The sequence below is a fragment of the Pseudomonas sp. Soil_N_39 genome (assembly GCF_057655955.1).
On record NZ_JBDGLI010000007.1, the window covers coordinates 21,296 to 35,272 of the forward strand.

Consider the following 13,977-nt stretch of genomic DNA (forward strand, 5'->3'; position numbering starts at 1 on the left):
CTATCGCGAGCAAGCTCGCTCCCACAAGGGGGGGCACAAGGGAGGACGGTGATCAGAAGTTCAGGGTCTGCTTGAGCCGCTGCGCCGCCGGCGTATCACTGGGGATGACCATCGCATAGTTGTAGCCCGGCCCGGACCAGTACTCGGCCTGCAGTTCCCCATCGCGGCGACTGCCCCGGGGCAGCAGGAAGTTTTTCGGGCCGGGTGGACGCACATAGAAGCTGATTTTCTGACCGCTCGGATCCTGGTAGACCACCATCGCCGCCGCGCCTTGTTCGGTGCTGAGCAAGCGCCCGCTGACCGGCTTGAAGCCCGCGCTGGACAGGTCGGGCAGCCGGTCGGCCTGGGTGAAGTAGCGGTCGAGCCAATCTTGCATGTGCCGCTCGTCGCCAGCTTGGTAATCGGCTGGAAGGATGCCCTGCTGGGCAATCAATCGGTACGCCTGCAGGGCATCGGTCATGGGCGCGGCGGCGCTGAGCAGGGTCATTTGCCGCGCCTGCCAGCCGCCGAAGCCACCCACACTGACGGCCAGCAGCAACACCGCGGCGCTGGCCAGGTGGCGACGGGAGCGATGTTTCAGGCGCTGGCGAATCATGGCCGGGTCGAGCTCCGGGTTGTGCGGCTGTTGCAAGCCACCGCTCAGGGCCGTGCGCAGGTGCTGCGCATCCTGTTGCCAGGCCCGGACCCGGGCGGCGACGTCAGGCTGGTTGGCCAGGTAGGTCTCGACCAGGCGCCGGTCGGCCTCGCTCAGTTGGCGATCGACATAGGCGTGCAGGTCGCTGTCGCTGGGGGGCATGCTGATCATTTGAGTATCCGCAGGGTGGGGCGGGTGATTTCGCCCTCGCTGAGTTGGCGTAGGGCCTGGCGGGCGCGGGACAGGCGGGACATCACCGTGCCGGTCGGTACGCCGAGGATATCGGCGACTTGCTGGTAGCTCAGGCCTTCCACCGACACCCAGAGCAACAGTGCGCGCTGTTCCGTCGTGAGCTGATCGAAGGCCTGCAAGGACGATTGCGCGATCACACTGCGCTCGGCCGAAGGATGGGCATCGTCGCGGCCGGTGAAAAATTCCAGCATGCGCGCATACCGGCGGGAGCGGCGATGGCTGTCGAGAAACTGCCGATACAGGATCGAAAACAGCCAGGCCCGCAGATCGCCGTCCGGGCGCTTGTCGTTCCATTTGGACAACGCCCGTTCCAGGCACATCTGCACCAGGTCGTCGGCGTTGCTCGGGTTGCGCGTCAGCGACACGGCAAAACGCCGTAGCCTGGGAATGAGTTCGCGCAACTGTTCGTCGAGTGCGTTCATGAAAGTGTGGCTTCTGTGGGCAGTCACTGCGTCGGGACTGGAAAGACGCCCCACGAACGAGATTATTCCAGTGCAGGAAAAATAAATACGAGGCGTGGGAATAAAGCTGCCAGGCCTTCGTCTGACGGGTACTTTCCAACGAATGGCCTCGAGCCCTGGAGCTTTCTCATGGTTGATCCTTCACCCTCGTCGAGCCGGCCGCCCTTGAGTGCCGCCGCCCTGACACTGCGCCTGAGCGGCATCGCCGTGATTGTTGCCGCGCTGGCCGGGGCGTTTGCCTACGTCAATGGCAGCCTTGACCCACAGCGCCTGACACCGGCGGCGCTGGTCAATGTCCTGGAAAAAAACAACGGCGTTCACCCGGGCTTTCGACGCAACCATTCAAAAGGGGTCTGCGTCGCGGGCTATTTCCAAAGCACGGGCGAGGCGAGCGCCTATTCCAGCGCCCAGGTGTTCTCGCAGCCGCAAACGCCAGTGGTTGGGCGTTTTGCCTTGCCCAGCGGCAACCCTTATGCACCGGACGGCAGTGTGCCGATTCGCAGCCTGGCGCTGCGCTTTACCCAGGCCAACGGCCAGCAATGGCGCACCGGCATGAACAGCATGCCCGTGTTTCCAGTGGGCACGCCCGAAGCCTTCTACCAACTCCAGCAAGCCCAGTCGCCGGACCCTGCCACAGGAAAACCGAATCCAGCGGCGGTACCGGCGTTCTTTGCCGCGCACCCCGAGGCGGTGCCGTTCCTGCAGTGGATCAAGACCGCCAAGCCGTCGGCCAGTTACGCCACCGAAACCTACAACGGCATTAATGCCTTCTATCTGGTCAACCCTGCCGGACAGCGCCAGGCCGTGCGCTGGGGTGTGGTGCCGCTGAGCCAGGACGCTGCCGATGCGACGCCACCCCAGGGCGCCGACTTCCTTGAGCAAGACTTGGCGAAGCGTCTCGCCGCCGGGCCGTTGCGCTGGCAACTGAACATCACCCTGGCCAACCCGGGTGACCCGGTGAATGACGCCAGTAAGGCCTGGCCCGCTGACCGCAAGGTGCTCAACGCCGGCACGCTGGTGCTGGAGCGCACCCAGGCGCAGGACAACGGCGAATGCCGCGACATCAACTATGACCCGCTGATCCTGCCCCAAGGGATCGAAGGTTCTGACGATCCGTTGTTGGTTGCGCGTTCCGCTGCTTATGCCAGTTCCTATCTGCGCCGTACCAGTGAAGTGAATCAATTGCCCGCCACCCAGGAGTCTCGCCCATGAGCGCCCCTCGTCACTTCGCACCGCTGGCTCGGCTGCTGCACTGGCTGATGGCATTGGTGATCATCGCCATGCTGTTTATCGGCGCCGGCATGGTCGCTTCGGTGTCCGAACGCCATGAATGGCTGCTGCAGTTGCACAAACCGTTGGGCATCGCGATTTTGCTGCTGGTGATCGTGCGCCTGGTGGTGCGTTTTACTACCCGTCAACCGCCGCTGCCGGCCGATCTGCCGGGCTGGCAAGTGCTGGCGGCAAACGCCTCCCATGTGCTGTTGTACGCCTTGATGCTGGTTCTGCCACTGTTAGGCTGGGGCATGATTTCGGCGGCGGGGGATCCGGTGATGCTTGGCAACTGGCTGCAACTGCCTTCGATCCTGCCAGCGCACGCACAGACGTTCGCCCTGCTGCGCAAGGCCCACGGGTACCTGGCTTACCTGTTGTTCCTGACCGTGCTGGTGCATCTGGCGGCGGCGTTGTTTCACGCGTGGGTGCGCCGGGATGAGGTGTTGGACAGTATGTTGCGCGGCAAGGGCTGATGATTGTGGGAGCAAAGCTTGCTCGCGACACAGGCGACTCGGTTTCAGAAAGACCTCACTGCCTATATCGCGAGCAAGCTTTGCTCCCACATTGTTCCCACCCAGGGGGGGCGCCTTGGACAGGGGTTGATCAGGTCGTTGGATCAGCGCAACTCGTCGACCATGGCCTCGATGGTGCTCAACACGTCCTTGCCCAGTTGCATCGAGCGTTTGCCGGACCAGCCGGTGATCGGGTTCGGGTGATCGTTGTGGTCCTTGAACGGCATTTCCAGGGTCAGGGACAGGCAGTCATATTTCTGCCCGACCGCGTTACAGGCCAGGGTCATGTTGGCCTGGCCCGGTTCGTCGCGGGTGTAGCCGTGAGCGGTCTGGAAGTCTTTGGTCTGGTGCTTGAGATGGCTGCGGAAGCGCTCTTCGAGTTCGGCGATGCGCGGCGTGTAGCCCGGGTTGCCTTCGCAACCGGCGGTGAAGACGTGGGGGATTTCCTCATCGCCGTGAGCGTCGAGGAACAGGTCGACGCCGTACTTTTCCATTTGCTGTTGTACGAAAAAAACCTCGGGGCTGATTTCCGGACTGGCGTTCTGCCAAGCGCGGTTGAGGTCCTGGCCCATGGCGTTGGTCCGCAGGTGCCCGTGGAACGCACCGTCCGGGTTCATGTTCGGCACCAGGTACAGATCGGCCTTGGCGAGCAACCGGTTCAGTTGCGCATCGTCATGCTGCTGGAGGCGTTCGATCACGCCTTCCATGAACCACTCGGCCATGTGCTCGCCGGGGTGCTGCTGGGCGATGATCCAGATTTTGCGCCGGCCTTCGGCACCGTTGCCCTTGCGCAGCAGTTGGATGTCGCGGCCTTCCACGCTTTTACCAACGGCCAATAGCTCGGTGCCGGCCTTGTGCTGGGCTTGTTCGATCAGCCAGTCATGACGGCCACGGCTGTAGGGTTCGAAGTAGGCGAACCAGGCGTGGGGTTGTTCGGCTTCCAGATGAAAGCGCAGGGCGTCGCCTTCAAACTGGGTTGGAATGCGGAACCAATTGACGTGATCGTAGGAGGCCACGGTCTGGTAGCCCGTCCAGGCCTTGTTGTAAGACGATTGGCTGGCGTTGAGCAGGCGGAAGGAATGCTCCTGGCCGACATGCAAGCCGCTGGCCTTGAAGTGGAACCATTGAAAGTGGGCGCTGCGGGTATCGGGTCGGATCTTGAGCAACGACTGCAACGGGTTGCTGATGTCGACGACCTCGATGTTGCCGCTGTCGAAATTGGCACTGATATCAAAGGAAGATTTAGCCACGGTCACGGTTCCTGGAAAGGATTTTCATGGCCGTTACTTTACACGCAAGAAAGGGGAAACCGGGACGATTTACGTCACGTAGACGAGGGGGCGTCCTCCCTGGACGCCGGGCCAGCTTAGAGAGTCTGCAATTGATTCTCAAGTGCTGGTTGTCGATAGTTTTCGCCTGTGTGGCGGGGGGACGCTTGTAAACGGATATTCATTTGCTATGATCGCCGCCATCGAATTGGCAGCACCCAAAAAGACTTCATTAGCCTGAAGACATAAGCCGAAAAATCGGCAAAAAAAGACCCGGCAAAAAGCCGGGTCAAAAACCGTGATTAGCCTGATGAGGAGATATTCCAGAAGTCCGACCTAAGGTCTTCTGGTCTATCGACTGATCTCGCGACCAGTTGATGCAATAATAATCATTATCATTTGGAAGTCAAATGATTTGATCGTATCGATTGGAAATTTTTTCTCGTCGTCCGCATTCGCGACGACATTCCCAAGGGTTACCGCTAGCGAGTAGGGTAGCCATCCAGAGATCGGTCAAGCATCACCTTGACCAGATCGATCATGTGCACCACCGAAAACGCCAGGTCACGGCTCGAACCATCCAACTGGTTGGCCGACTCATGGGCGGTCGCCGCTGCACAACGCAGCAGGTCGCATGCGTGGACGAGGGCTTCTTCCGCGCTGACGCTGTGGCTGACCTCGAAGAAGCGATGTTCTGCCTGGGCTGGCGAAACAGCTGGTTTCAAGTAGTAATCGAGGGCACGTTTGGCTGCCGGGCAATCCTGCAGTGGCGGGAATGTGCCGTCGAAAGGGCTGCGGGGTTGGTCTGTATTGGGTGTGTCCATGGTGATAAAAATCTCCGTGTGAGGGGCTGAACTCCTGAATCCAGAATAGTACTTACCGTAATTGTGACGACAAATTAAATACTACAATTTGTGTTTTGAGGGTCGGGGTCACCCACGTATCGTGCCGCACATGGATAAATGGATAGAGTTGGTCAAGGCCAAGATGAAGGAGCTGCACATCACGCAAGTGGTGCTCGCAGAGCGGTTGGGCATGTCCCAGGGCGGCGTTGGCCATTGGCTGACCAAGCGCCGGCAGCCCAGTGTCGAAGACATGAACCGGGTCCTGCGGGAGTTGGGGCTGGAGTTTCTGGAAGTGGCGATGGTGATCCGCGAGCCGGACACCTCCACCGAAGAAGGCATGGCCCTGGCGCAGAAGTACAACCCGTACTTCCGTTACCCGGTCAGTGAGTGGCACGAGGTGGGCGAGGTTCGCGAAGGTGATCCTGATGCCTACAGCCGGGCGCGCTACGAACTGACGGACTACCACGCCCTGGGAGCCGCGTTCTGGCTGGTAGTGGTGGGCGACGCGATGACCGCACCCAGTGGGTTGAGTATTCCCGAGGGCATGTCGATCCTGGTGGATCCGGCCATCGAGGCGGTGCCCGGCAAACTGGTGGTTGCCTGCCTGCCCGGCAGCAGTGACGCGACCTTTCGCAAATTGATCGAAGAGAGCGGGCAGCGTTACCTGGTTCCGCTCAATCCGACTTACCCGAAAAACCTGTACACCGAACAATGCCGCATCATCGGTGTGGTGGTGCAGGCCACCATCAGGTTCTGACTGGATCGGCCCTGGGAGCGGGCCGATTCCTATTCTTCGAACGCCACCAGGGCACTGCCCTCGCTGACCATTTCGCCTTCCTGGCAATACAGCGCCTTGATCACACCGGCCTGGGGCGCACGAATGCTGTGCTCCATTTTCATGGCCTCCAGTACCACCAGTTGAGCCCCGGCCTCCACCGTCTGGCCAACACTCACCAATACCCGCACGATGCTGCCGTTCATGGGCGCGGCCAGGCCGCCTTGATGGCTGTGGCTGGCTTCGGCGGCGGCCAGCGGGTCATACAGGTCGATCCGGTGCAGGTCTCCTTCCCATTGCAAGTACAGGCTGTCGCCCTGGCGAATGGCCCGATGGCTGCGGCGCAGGCCGTGGTGTTCGATCACTAGCTGCTCGCCCTTGAGTTCCGCGCAATGGGCGCTAACGTCCAGCGTCAGCGCACGATCCTGGCCTTCGCAGCTCAGGTGCAAGGTGGTTTCCCTGGGCAGCCCCAGGCGTAACCCGGTGGTGCTGGCCCAAGGAGAGCCAGTATCGTCGCAGCGCGCACGTGGCGTCAGGCTCAAGGCGAATCCCTGGGCGGCGGCGAACCAGAACGCGTCATCCAATTCGCCAGGCTCTGGCAGTAATTGCGCCTGGTAACGTGGGATAAATCCGGTGTCCAGCTCTGCCGCCGCGAAGGCGGGATGGGCGACGATCCGGCGCAGGAACCCGATATTGGTTTTCAGCCCGCCAATGGCAAATTCGTCGAGCATGCTTAACAGCCGCAAGCGCGCCTGTTCACGGTCTTCGCCCCAGGCAATCAGCTTGCCGAGCATCGGGTCGTAGAACGGCGAGATTTCATCGCCTTCTGCAACCCCGCTGTCGACTCGCCGACCCGGCCCCTCGGCGGATTCGCGATACAACGCCAGGCGCCCGGTGGCCGGCAGGAAATCGTTGACCGGGTCTTCGGCATACAGCCGCACCTCGATGGCGTGACCGAGCAGCGGCACTTGCGCTTGGGTGATCGGCAATGGCTCGCCTTGGGCGACGCGGATCTGCCAGGCCACCAGGTCCAGCCCGGTGATCGCTTCGGTGACCGGATGCTCGACCTGCAGTCGAGTATTCATTTCCATGAAGAAAAACTCGCCCCGGGCATCCAGCAGGAACTCCACCGTACCGGCCCCGACATAACCGATCGCCTGGGCCGCGCGCACGGCGGCTTCACCCATGGCCCGGCGCAATTGCGGGGTCAGGCCGGGGGCGGGGGCTTCTTCCACGACTTTCTGGTGGCGCCGCTGGATCGAGCAATCGCGCTCGTTGAGGTACAGGCAGTTGCCCTGTTGGTCGGCAAATACCTGGATTTCCACATGGCGCGGCTTGAGCAGGTATTTTTCCACCAGCATCCGTGAGTCGCCGAATGAGGACTGTGCTTCGCGCTGGGCCGAGGCCAGGGCTTCGGCCAGTTGGCTGACGTCCTCGACGACTTTCATGCCCTTGCCGCCACCGCCAGCGGTGGCCTTGAGCAACACCGGGTAGCCGATGCGCTCGGCAGCGTCGCGAAAGGTCTCCAGGTCCTGGGCTTCGCCGTGATAACCGGGTACCAGGGGCACGCCGGCGGTTTCCATCAGCGTTTTGGCCGCCGATTTGCTGCCCATGGCGTCGATGGCCGAGGCCGGAGGGCCGAGGAAGATCAGTCCGGCGTCTTCAATCGCCCTGGCGAACCCGGCGTTCTCGGACAGGAAGCCATAACCGGGGTGGATGGCTTGGGCGCCGCTGGCTTTAGCTGCGGCGATCAATTTTTCGATTTGCAGGTAGCTGTCGGCGGCCTTGCTGCCGCCCAGGTCGACGCGAATGTCGGCTTCGCGGCTGTGGCGTGCATCACGGTCGGTGGCGCTGTGTACGGCAACGGTGGTCAGGCCCATGGCCTTGGCGGTGCGCATTACACGGCAGGCGATTTCGCCACGGTTGGCCACCAGCAATGTGGTGAGGGCAGGGGCGCTCATCAACGCGGCTCCTTATTGTTCGATTCGGCTTGCCAGTTCGGCGCGCGTTTCTGCAGGAAGGCCCGCAAGCCTTCCTGGCCCTCCGGGCTGACGCGGATGCGGGCGATGGCGTTTTCGGTGTAGCGTCGCAGCGCCGGGGTCAGGGCACCGTTGCCGACTTCACGCAGCAGTTCCTTGCTGGCGCGCATGGCCGCCGGGCTGTTGAGCAACAGGTTGTCGATCCACTGTTCGACCTGCTGGTCCAGGGTCTCGGCCGGGTAACTTTCCGACAGCAAACCGATTTCTTTCGCACGCTGCCCGTCGAAGCGTTCCGCCGTCAGCGCATAACGCCGCGCCGCCCGCTCGCCGATGGCTTGCACCACGAACGGGCTGATCACCGCTGGCGCCAGGCCAATGCGCACTTCCGACAGACAGAACTGTGCTTCATCGGCGCCAATGGCCATGTCGCAAGCACTGATAAGCCCCAGCGCGCCACCAAACGCCGCCCCCTGGACGACGGCCAGCGTAGGAATTTTCAGTTTGGCGAGGTTGTACATCAGCTCCGCCAGTTCCCGGGCGTCATCGAGGTTGGTGTGGTAGTCGAGCTCGGCCGATTGCTGCATCCAGGCCAGGTCGGCACCGGTGCTGAAATGCTTGCCGCGACCGCGGATCAGCAGAAAGCGCAGGTTTGGATCGCTGCCGACCTGGTCCAGGGCGAGGATCAGTTCGCGGATCATTTCGGCGTTGAACGCGTTGTTTTTCGACTCGCGGCTGAGCCACAGGGTGGCAACGCCCCGTGGGTCGGTGTGCAGTTCGAGGGTGTTGAAATTATCCATGGACATTCCCCGTTTACATCCGGAACACGCCGAAGCGGCTCGGTTCGATAGGCGCGTTCAGTGACGCGGACAAGGCCAGGCCCAGTACGTCGCGGGTCTGGGCCGGGTCGATGACACCGTCGTCCCACAGCCGTGCGCTGGAATAATAGGGGTGACCCTGTTCTTCGTACTGATCGAGGATCGGTTGCTTGATCTCGGCTTCCTGCTCGGCGCTGAAGGGGTGGCCACTGCGTTCGGCCTGTTCACGCTTGACCTGCACCAGCACGCCGGCCGCCTGTTCGGCGCCCATCACGCCAATCCGCGCGTTCGGCCACATCCACAGGAACCGCGGATCGTAGGCGCGGCCGCACATACCGTAGTTACCCGCACCGAAACTGCCACCAATGATCACGGTGAATTTCGGCACCTTGGCGCAGGCCACGGCGGTCACCAGTTTTGCGCCATGTTTGGCGATGCCGCCGGCTTCGTATTTCTGTCCGACCATGAAGCCGGTGATGTTCTGCAAGAACAGCAGGGGAATGCCCCGCTGACAGGCCAGTTCGATGAAGTGCGCGCCTTTCTGCGCAGCCTCGGCGAAGAGGATGCCATTGTTGGCCAGGATCGCCACCGGGTAGCCGTGCAAATGCGCGAAACCGCAGACCAGGGTCGTGCCGAACAGCGCCTTGAATTCATCGAACACCGAACCGTCCACCAGGCGCGCGATCACCTCCCGAACATCGAAGGGCTGCTTGGCATCGGCCGACACCACGCCATACAGCTCGTCACTCGAATACAGCGGGGCGATGGGCTGACGTTGCTGCAATTCACCGAGTTTTCGCCAGTTGAGGTTGGCCACGCTGCGTCGGGCCAGGGCCAGGGCATGTTCGTCGCTGTCGGCATAATGATCCGCCACGCCGGAGATCTTGCAGTGCACATCGGCACCGCCCAGGTCTTCGGCACTGACCACCTCGCCAGTGGCGGCTTTCACCAGCGGTGGGCCGGCGAGGAAAATCGTTGCCTGCTGACGGACCATGATCGCCTCGTCCGCCATGGCCGGCACATAGGCGCCACCGGCGGTGCAGGAACCCATGACCACCGCAATCTGCGGGATGCCCTGGGCACTCATGTTGGCCTGGTTGAAGAAGATCCGACCGAAGTGCTCGCGGTCTGGGAACACTTCATCCTGACGCGGCAGGTTGGCGCCGCCGGAATCCACCAGGTAGATGCACGGCAGGCGATTCTGCTGGGCGATGGTTTGGGCGCGCAGGTGTTTTTTCACCGTCAGCGGATAATAGGAGCCGCCTTTGACCGTCGCGTCGTTGGCGACAATCATGCATTCGACGCCTTCCACGCGGCCGATACCCGCAATCACGCCGGCCGCCGGCACGTCTTCGCCATAGACTTCGTGGGCTGCCAGCGGGCTGATTTCCAAAAACGGCGAGCCCGGATCCAGCAGCCGGTTGATGCGGTCACGGGGCAGCAACTTGCCCCGTGAGGTGTGCCGTTCCTGGGCCTTGGGACCGCCGCCCTGGCGGATTTGCGCGAGCAGGCTGCGCAGGGCCTCGACGGGTCCGAGCATGGCATCGCGGTTGGCGATGAACTCCGGCGAGCGCGGGTTGAGCTGAGTGTGCAGCGTGGTCATGGTCAGCTCCGTTAGCGGGTTTCGTTGAACAGTTCGCGGCCGATCAACATCCGACGAATCTCACTGGTGCCAGCACCGATTTCGTACAGCTTGGCGTCTCGCAGCAGACGACCGGCGGGGAATTCATTGATGTAGCCATTGCCCCCCAGGATCTGGATCGCGTCGAGGGCCATTTGCGTGGCGCGTTCGGCGCTGTAGAGGATCACCCCGGCGGCGTCCTTGCGGGTGGTTTCGCCGCGCTCGCAAGCCTGGGCCACCGCATACAGGTAGGCGCGGCTGGCGTTGAGTTGGGTGTACATGTCCGCGACCTTGCCCTGGATCAGCTGGAATTCGCCGATGCTCTGGCCGAATTGTTTGCGGTCGTGGATGTAGGGCACGATCAAGTCCATGCAAGCCTGCATGATCCCGGTCGGGCCACCGGACAGCACCACGCGCTCGTAGTCGAGGCCGCTCATCAGGACTTTCACGCCACCGTTGAGCGCGCCGAGGATGTTGTCTTCCGGCACTTCGACGTCATCGAAAAACAGCTCGCAGGTATTGGAGCCACGCATGCCGAGCTTGTCGAACTTGTTGCTACGGCTGAAGCCTTTCCAGTCGCGTTCGACGATGAAGGCGGTAATGCCGTGAGGACCTTTTTCCAGGTCGGTCTTGGCGTAGATCACGTAGGTGTTGGCATCGGGACCGTTGGTGATCCAGGTCTTGCTGCCGTTGAGCACGTAACGGTCGCCGCGCTTGTCGGCCCGCAGTTTCATCGATACCACGTCGGAGCCGGCGTTTGGTTCGCTCATCGCCAGGGCACCGATGTGTTCGCCGCTGATCAGCTTGGGCAGGTACTTGGTTTTCTGTTCGTGATTGCCGTTGCGGTTGATCTGGTTCACGCAGAGGTTGGAGTGGGCTCCGTAGGAGAGGGCGACCGAGGCCGAGCCGCGGCTGATTTCCTCCATCGCCACCACGTGTGCCAGGTAGCCCAGGCCAGCGCCGCCGTATTCTTCCGGGACGGTGATGCCCAGCAGGCCCATGTCACCGAACTTGCGCCACATGTCGGCGGGAAACAGGTTGTCGATATCGATCTGCGCCGCGCGGGGCGCCAGTTCGGCCTTGACGAAGGCCTGCACCTGGTCGCGCAACATGTCGATGGTTTCGCCGAGGGCAAAGTTCAGGGATGGGTAGCTCATGGGACACCTTTGGCTTTTTTTATCGGGTGTGGAGAGTGGGGGAATGGCTCTCACCTTTACGTTAACGTAAGCCTGCGATGAGAAGCTGTCAATCGCCCTTTACGTTAACGTCAACTTGAGCCAGAGTAAGTCAGGCACTGGCGGCGAAGAGGCATGCCCGATGTGGGAGCAAAGCTTGCTCGCGATGAACGATGACACGGTCTCCGAAAGATAGGCCGGGGTGTTTTCGTCGCGAGCAAGCTTTGCTCCCACAGGTTGCTGGCAAGCTTTAACGCTATAGGTTCATCTCCAAGCGTAGCAACCCACTAATAAAGATAAGAGGGGGCGTCATGGATCAATCCGGTTCGCATTCGCAACTCAGCTACACCCAAGGTTCGCAGGACAAGGCTTTACTGGCCCAAACCATCGGCGAGGTTTTCGACCAGACGGTGGCCCGTTATCCAGAGGGCGAGGCGTTGGTGGTTCGCCATCAATCGCTGCGTTACACCTGGCAGCAACTGGCCGAGGCCGTCGATCTGCACGCCAGGGCGTTGTTGGCGCTGGGCTTGAAAACCGGCGACCGCCTCGGCGTGTGGGCGCCCAATTGCGCCCAGTGGTGCATCAGCCAGTTCGCCAGTGCGAAGATCGGCGTGATTCTGGTCAACATCAATCCGGCCTATCGCGTTTCTGAACTCGAATACGTGCTCAAACAATCTGGATGCCAATGGCTGGTATGCGCCGGCGCGTTCAAGACCTCGGATTATCACGCCATGTTGCAAGCGCTGGCGCCGGAGCTGGGAGAGCAATCGATCGGCCACCTGCAGAGCGAGCGCTTGCCGGATTTACGCGGCGTGATCAGCCTCGATGCCCAACCGCCGTCAGGCTTTCTGCCCTGGTCGCAACTGGCCGCACTGGGGGCGGCGGTGACGCCTGGACAACTGGCCGAGCGCCAATCCAGTCTTCACTTCGATGAGCCGGTGAATATCCAGTACACCTCCGGCACCACCGGCTTCCCCAAGGGCGCAACCCTCAGCCATCACAACATTCTCAACAACGGTTACATGGTGGGCGAAAGCCTGGGCCTGACAGCTGGCGACCGGCTGGTGATCCCGGTGCCGCTCTACCATTGCTTTGGCATGGTCATGGGTAACCTGGGCTGCATGACCCATGGCAGCACCATGATCTACCCCAACGATGCCTTCGACCCGTTGCTGACGCTCAAGGCCGTGGCCGAGGAAAAAGCTACTGCGCTGTATGGCGTGCCCACCATGTTCATCGCCCTGCTGGACCAGCCGCAGCGGGGTGACTTCGACCTGTCCAGCCTGCGCACGGGCATCATGGCCGGGGCGACATGTCCCATCGAAGTGATGCGGCGGGTTATCAACGAAATGCACATGGCCGAAGTGCAGATTGCCTACGGCATGACGGAAACCAGCCCGGTGTCGTTGCAGACCGGTCCTTCAGATGAACTGGAGCTGCGTGTGACCACTGTCGGCCGCACCCAGCCGCAACTGGAAAGCAAGATTATCGATGAGGCGGGCAATCTCCTTCCACGTGGCGCCGTCGGCGAATTGTGTACCCGCGGCTACAGCGTGATGCTCGGTTACTGGAACAACCCCAAGGGAACCGCCGATGCCATCGACGCGGATGGCTGGATGCACACCGGCGACCTGGCAACCATGGACGAACAGGGCTACGTCCGCATCGTCGGGCGCAACAAGGACATGATCATCCGTGGTGGGGAGAATATTTACCCGCGCGAGCTGGAGGAGTTTTTCTTCACCCACCCGGCGGTGGCGGACGTGCAAGTGATCGGCATCCCGTGTTCACGCTATGGCGAAGAAATCGTGGCGTGGATCAAGTTCCATCCCGGCCACAGCGCCACCGAGCAAGAACTGCAAGCCTGGTGCAAGGCGCGCATCGCCCACTTCAAGACGCCGCGTCATTTCAAATTCGTCGAAGAATTCCCCATGACGGTCACTGGCAAGATCCAGAAATTCCGCATGCGCGAAATCAGCATCGAAGAACTGCGCGATAGAGAAGGCTGAGCAAAATCTCCTGTGGGAGCGAGCTTGCTCGCGAAAGCGGTGTGCCAAGCGACATACATGTTGACGGTGCCGCTGTCTTCGCGAGCAAGCTCGCTCCCACACGAAAAACCCAAACCCCAGACAGCACAAAGGGGAGCCGAAGCTCCCCTTTAATTTTGTCGTCGCGTGCTCTTTTTTATTATTGAGGGGCGGCCTGTTGTTGTTTTTGGTAGCCGTGGCCCTTTACCGCTGTTTTTGGCGATCCCCATCCGGGATCAAGAGCAAACGTATTTTTTTGAGCGCTGATCTGCTTTTTCGCTTTGCGATCCAACCGATTCGGGCGCTACCTGAAGGTAGTTTTATTATTCTCTGCCCGGTTG

General features: G+C 61.4%; 12 protein-coding genes. 4 read left to right on the forward strand and 8 right to left on the reverse strand.

All coding sequences use genetic code 11. The features are described from left to right. Positions 1-52: 52 nt before the first annotated feature. Complete coding sequence (locus tag AC3A5O_RS12310; RefSeq protein WP_305470416.1) at positions 53-805, reverse strand: anti-sigma factor family protein; 753 nt, start codon at positions 803-805, stop codon at positions 53-55. Beyond that, complete coding sequence (locus AC3A5O_RS12315; protein ID WP_122568054.1) at positions 802-1,308, reverse strand: sigma-70 family RNA polymerase sigma factor; 507 nt, start codon at positions 1,306-1,308, stop codon at positions 802-804. Before AC3A5O_RS12315 ends, AC3A5O_RS12310 begins: the two co-directional genes overlap by 4 nt. A gap of 168 nt (positions 1,309-1,476) precedes the next feature. Between AC3A5O_RS12315 and AC3A5O_RS12320 the strand changes: the two genes are divergently transcribed. Together AC3A5O_RS12320 and AC3A5O_RS12325 are read left to right on the forward strand one after the other, a co-directional pair. After that, positions 1,477-2,559 carry a catalase family peroxidase gene (locus tag AC3A5O_RS12320; protein ID WP_487753225.1) on the forward strand — a complete coding sequence of 361 codons (1,083 nt, stop codon included), beginning with the start codon at positions 1,477-1,479 and terminating at the stop codon, positions 2,557-2,559. Beyond that, positions 2,556-3,092: a cytochrome b gene (locus tag AC3A5O_RS12325; protein ID WP_487753226.1), complete on the forward strand. Its 537-nt coding sequence runs from the start codon at positions 2,556-2,558 to the stop codon at positions 3,090-3,092. Before AC3A5O_RS12320 ends, AC3A5O_RS12325 begins: the two co-directional genes overlap by 4 nt. A gap of 143 nt (positions 3,093-3,235) precedes the next feature. Here AC3A5O_RS12325 and AC3A5O_RS12330 read toward each other — a convergent pair whose 3' ends face one another. Next, positions 3,236-4,387, reverse strand: a complete 1,152-nt coding sequence (locus tag AC3A5O_RS12330; RefSeq protein WP_487753227.1) for a M14 family metallopeptidase — start codon at positions 4,385-4,387, stop codon at positions 3,236-3,238. A 494-nt stretch (positions 4,388-4,881) separates the two neighbouring features. Next, entirely contained in the window at positions 4,882-5,223 is a 342-nt protein-coding gene (locus AC3A5O_RS12335) for a DUF6124 family protein (protein WP_122568059.1), read from the reverse strand. A gap of 130 nt (positions 5,224-5,353) precedes the next feature. Here AC3A5O_RS12335 and AC3A5O_RS12340 point away from each other — a divergent pair, with 130 nt between their 5' ends. Then, entirely contained in the window at positions 5,354-6,001 is a 648-nt protein-coding gene (locus tag AC3A5O_RS12340) for a LexA family protein (protein WP_122568060.1), read from the forward strand. Between the two features lie 29 nt (positions 6,002-6,030). Here AC3A5O_RS12340 and AC3A5O_RS12345 read toward each other — a convergent pair whose 3' ends face one another. From AC3A5O_RS12345 to AC3A5O_RS12360, 4 genes are read right to left on the reverse strand one after another with little or no spacing between them, the layout of a single operon-like run. Next, positions 6,031-7,980 carry an acetyl/propionyl/methylcrotonyl-CoA carboxylase subunit alpha gene (locus AC3A5O_RS12345; RefSeq protein ID WP_305470420.1) on the reverse strand — a complete coding sequence of 650 codons (1,950 nt, stop codon included), beginning with the start codon at positions 7,978-7,980 and terminating at the stop codon, positions 6,031-6,033. Beyond that, positions 7,980-8,795, reverse strand: coding sequence for a gamma-carboxygeranoyl-CoA hydratase (locus tag AC3A5O_RS12350; protein ID WP_305470421.1), 816 nt, complete (start codon positions 8,793-8,795; stop codon positions 7,980-7,982). The genes AC3A5O_RS12345 and AC3A5O_RS12350 overlap by 1 nt, the downstream gene beginning before the upstream one ends. A 13-nt stretch (positions 8,796-8,808) precedes the next feature. Continuing rightward, on the reverse strand, positions 8,809-10,416 hold the full coding sequence (locus AC3A5O_RS12355; RefSeq protein ID WP_305470422.1) for a carboxyl transferase domain-containing protein: 1,608 nt from the start codon (positions 10,414-10,416) through the stop codon (positions 8,809-8,811). An 11-nt stretch (positions 10,417-10,427) separates the two neighbouring features. Next, positions 10,428-11,591 carry an isovaleryl-CoA dehydrogenase gene (locus tag AC3A5O_RS12360; RefSeq protein ID WP_122568063.1) on the reverse strand — a complete coding sequence of 388 codons (1,164 nt, stop codon included), beginning with the start codon at positions 11,589-11,591 and terminating at the stop codon, positions 10,428-10,430. A gap of 329 nt (positions 11,592-11,920) precedes the next feature. Between AC3A5O_RS12360 and AC3A5O_RS12365 the strand changes: the two genes are divergently transcribed. Further along, a complete protein-coding gene (locus tag AC3A5O_RS12365) occupies positions 11,921-13,618 on the forward strand; it encodes an AMP-binding protein (protein WP_305470423.1) in 1,698 nt (565 codons plus the stop codon). The last annotated feature ends 359 nt before the right edge of the window (positions 13,619-13,977 follow it).

What these genes read in the sequence shown, in the direction of transcription:
- AC3A5O_RS12310 (WP_305470416.1), bottom strand. Translation starts at nt 805, where the DNA reads ATGATCAGCATGCCCCCCAGCGACAGCGACCTGCACGCCTATGTCGAT.
- AC3A5O_RS12315 (WP_122568054.1), bottom strand. Translation starts at nt 1,308, where the DNA reads ATGAACGCACTCGACGAACAGTTGCGCGAACTCATTCCCAGGCTACGG.
- AC3A5O_RS12320 (WP_487753225.1), top strand. Translation starts at nt 1,477, where the DNA reads ATGGTTGATCCTTCACCCTCGTCGAGCCGGCCGCCCTTGAGTGCCGCC.
- AC3A5O_RS12325 (WP_487753226.1), top strand. Translation starts at nt 2,556, where the DNA reads ATGAGCGCCCCTCGTCACTTCGCACCGCTGGCTCGGCTGCTGCACTGG.
- AC3A5O_RS12335 (WP_122568059.1), bottom strand. Translation starts at nt 5,223, where the DNA reads ATGGACACACCCAATACAGACCAACCCCGCAGCCCTTTCGACGGCACA.
- AC3A5O_RS12340 (WP_122568060.1), top strand. Translation starts at nt 5,354, where the DNA reads ATGGATAAATGGATAGAGTTGGTCAAGGCCAAGATGAAGGAGCTGCAC.
- AC3A5O_RS12345 (WP_305470420.1), bottom strand. Translation starts at nt 7,980, where the DNA reads ATGAGCGCCCCTGCCCTCACCACATTGCTGGTGGCCAACCGTGGCGAA.
- AC3A5O_RS12350 (WP_305470421.1), bottom strand. Translation starts at nt 8,795, where the DNA reads ATGGATAATTTCAACACCCTCGAACTGCACACCGACCCACGGGGCGTT.
- AC3A5O_RS12355 (WP_305470422.1), bottom strand. Translation starts at nt 10,416, where the DNA reads ATGACCACGCTGCACACTCAGCTCAACCCGCGCTCGCCGGAGTTCATC.
- AC3A5O_RS12360 (WP_122568063.1), bottom strand. Translation starts at nt 11,591, where the DNA reads ATGAGCTACCCATCCCTGAACTTTGCCCTCGGCGAAACCATCGACATG.
- AC3A5O_RS12365 (WP_305470423.1), top strand. Translation starts at nt 11,921, where the DNA reads ATGGATCAATCCGGTTCGCATTCGCAACTCAGCTACACCCAAGGTTCG.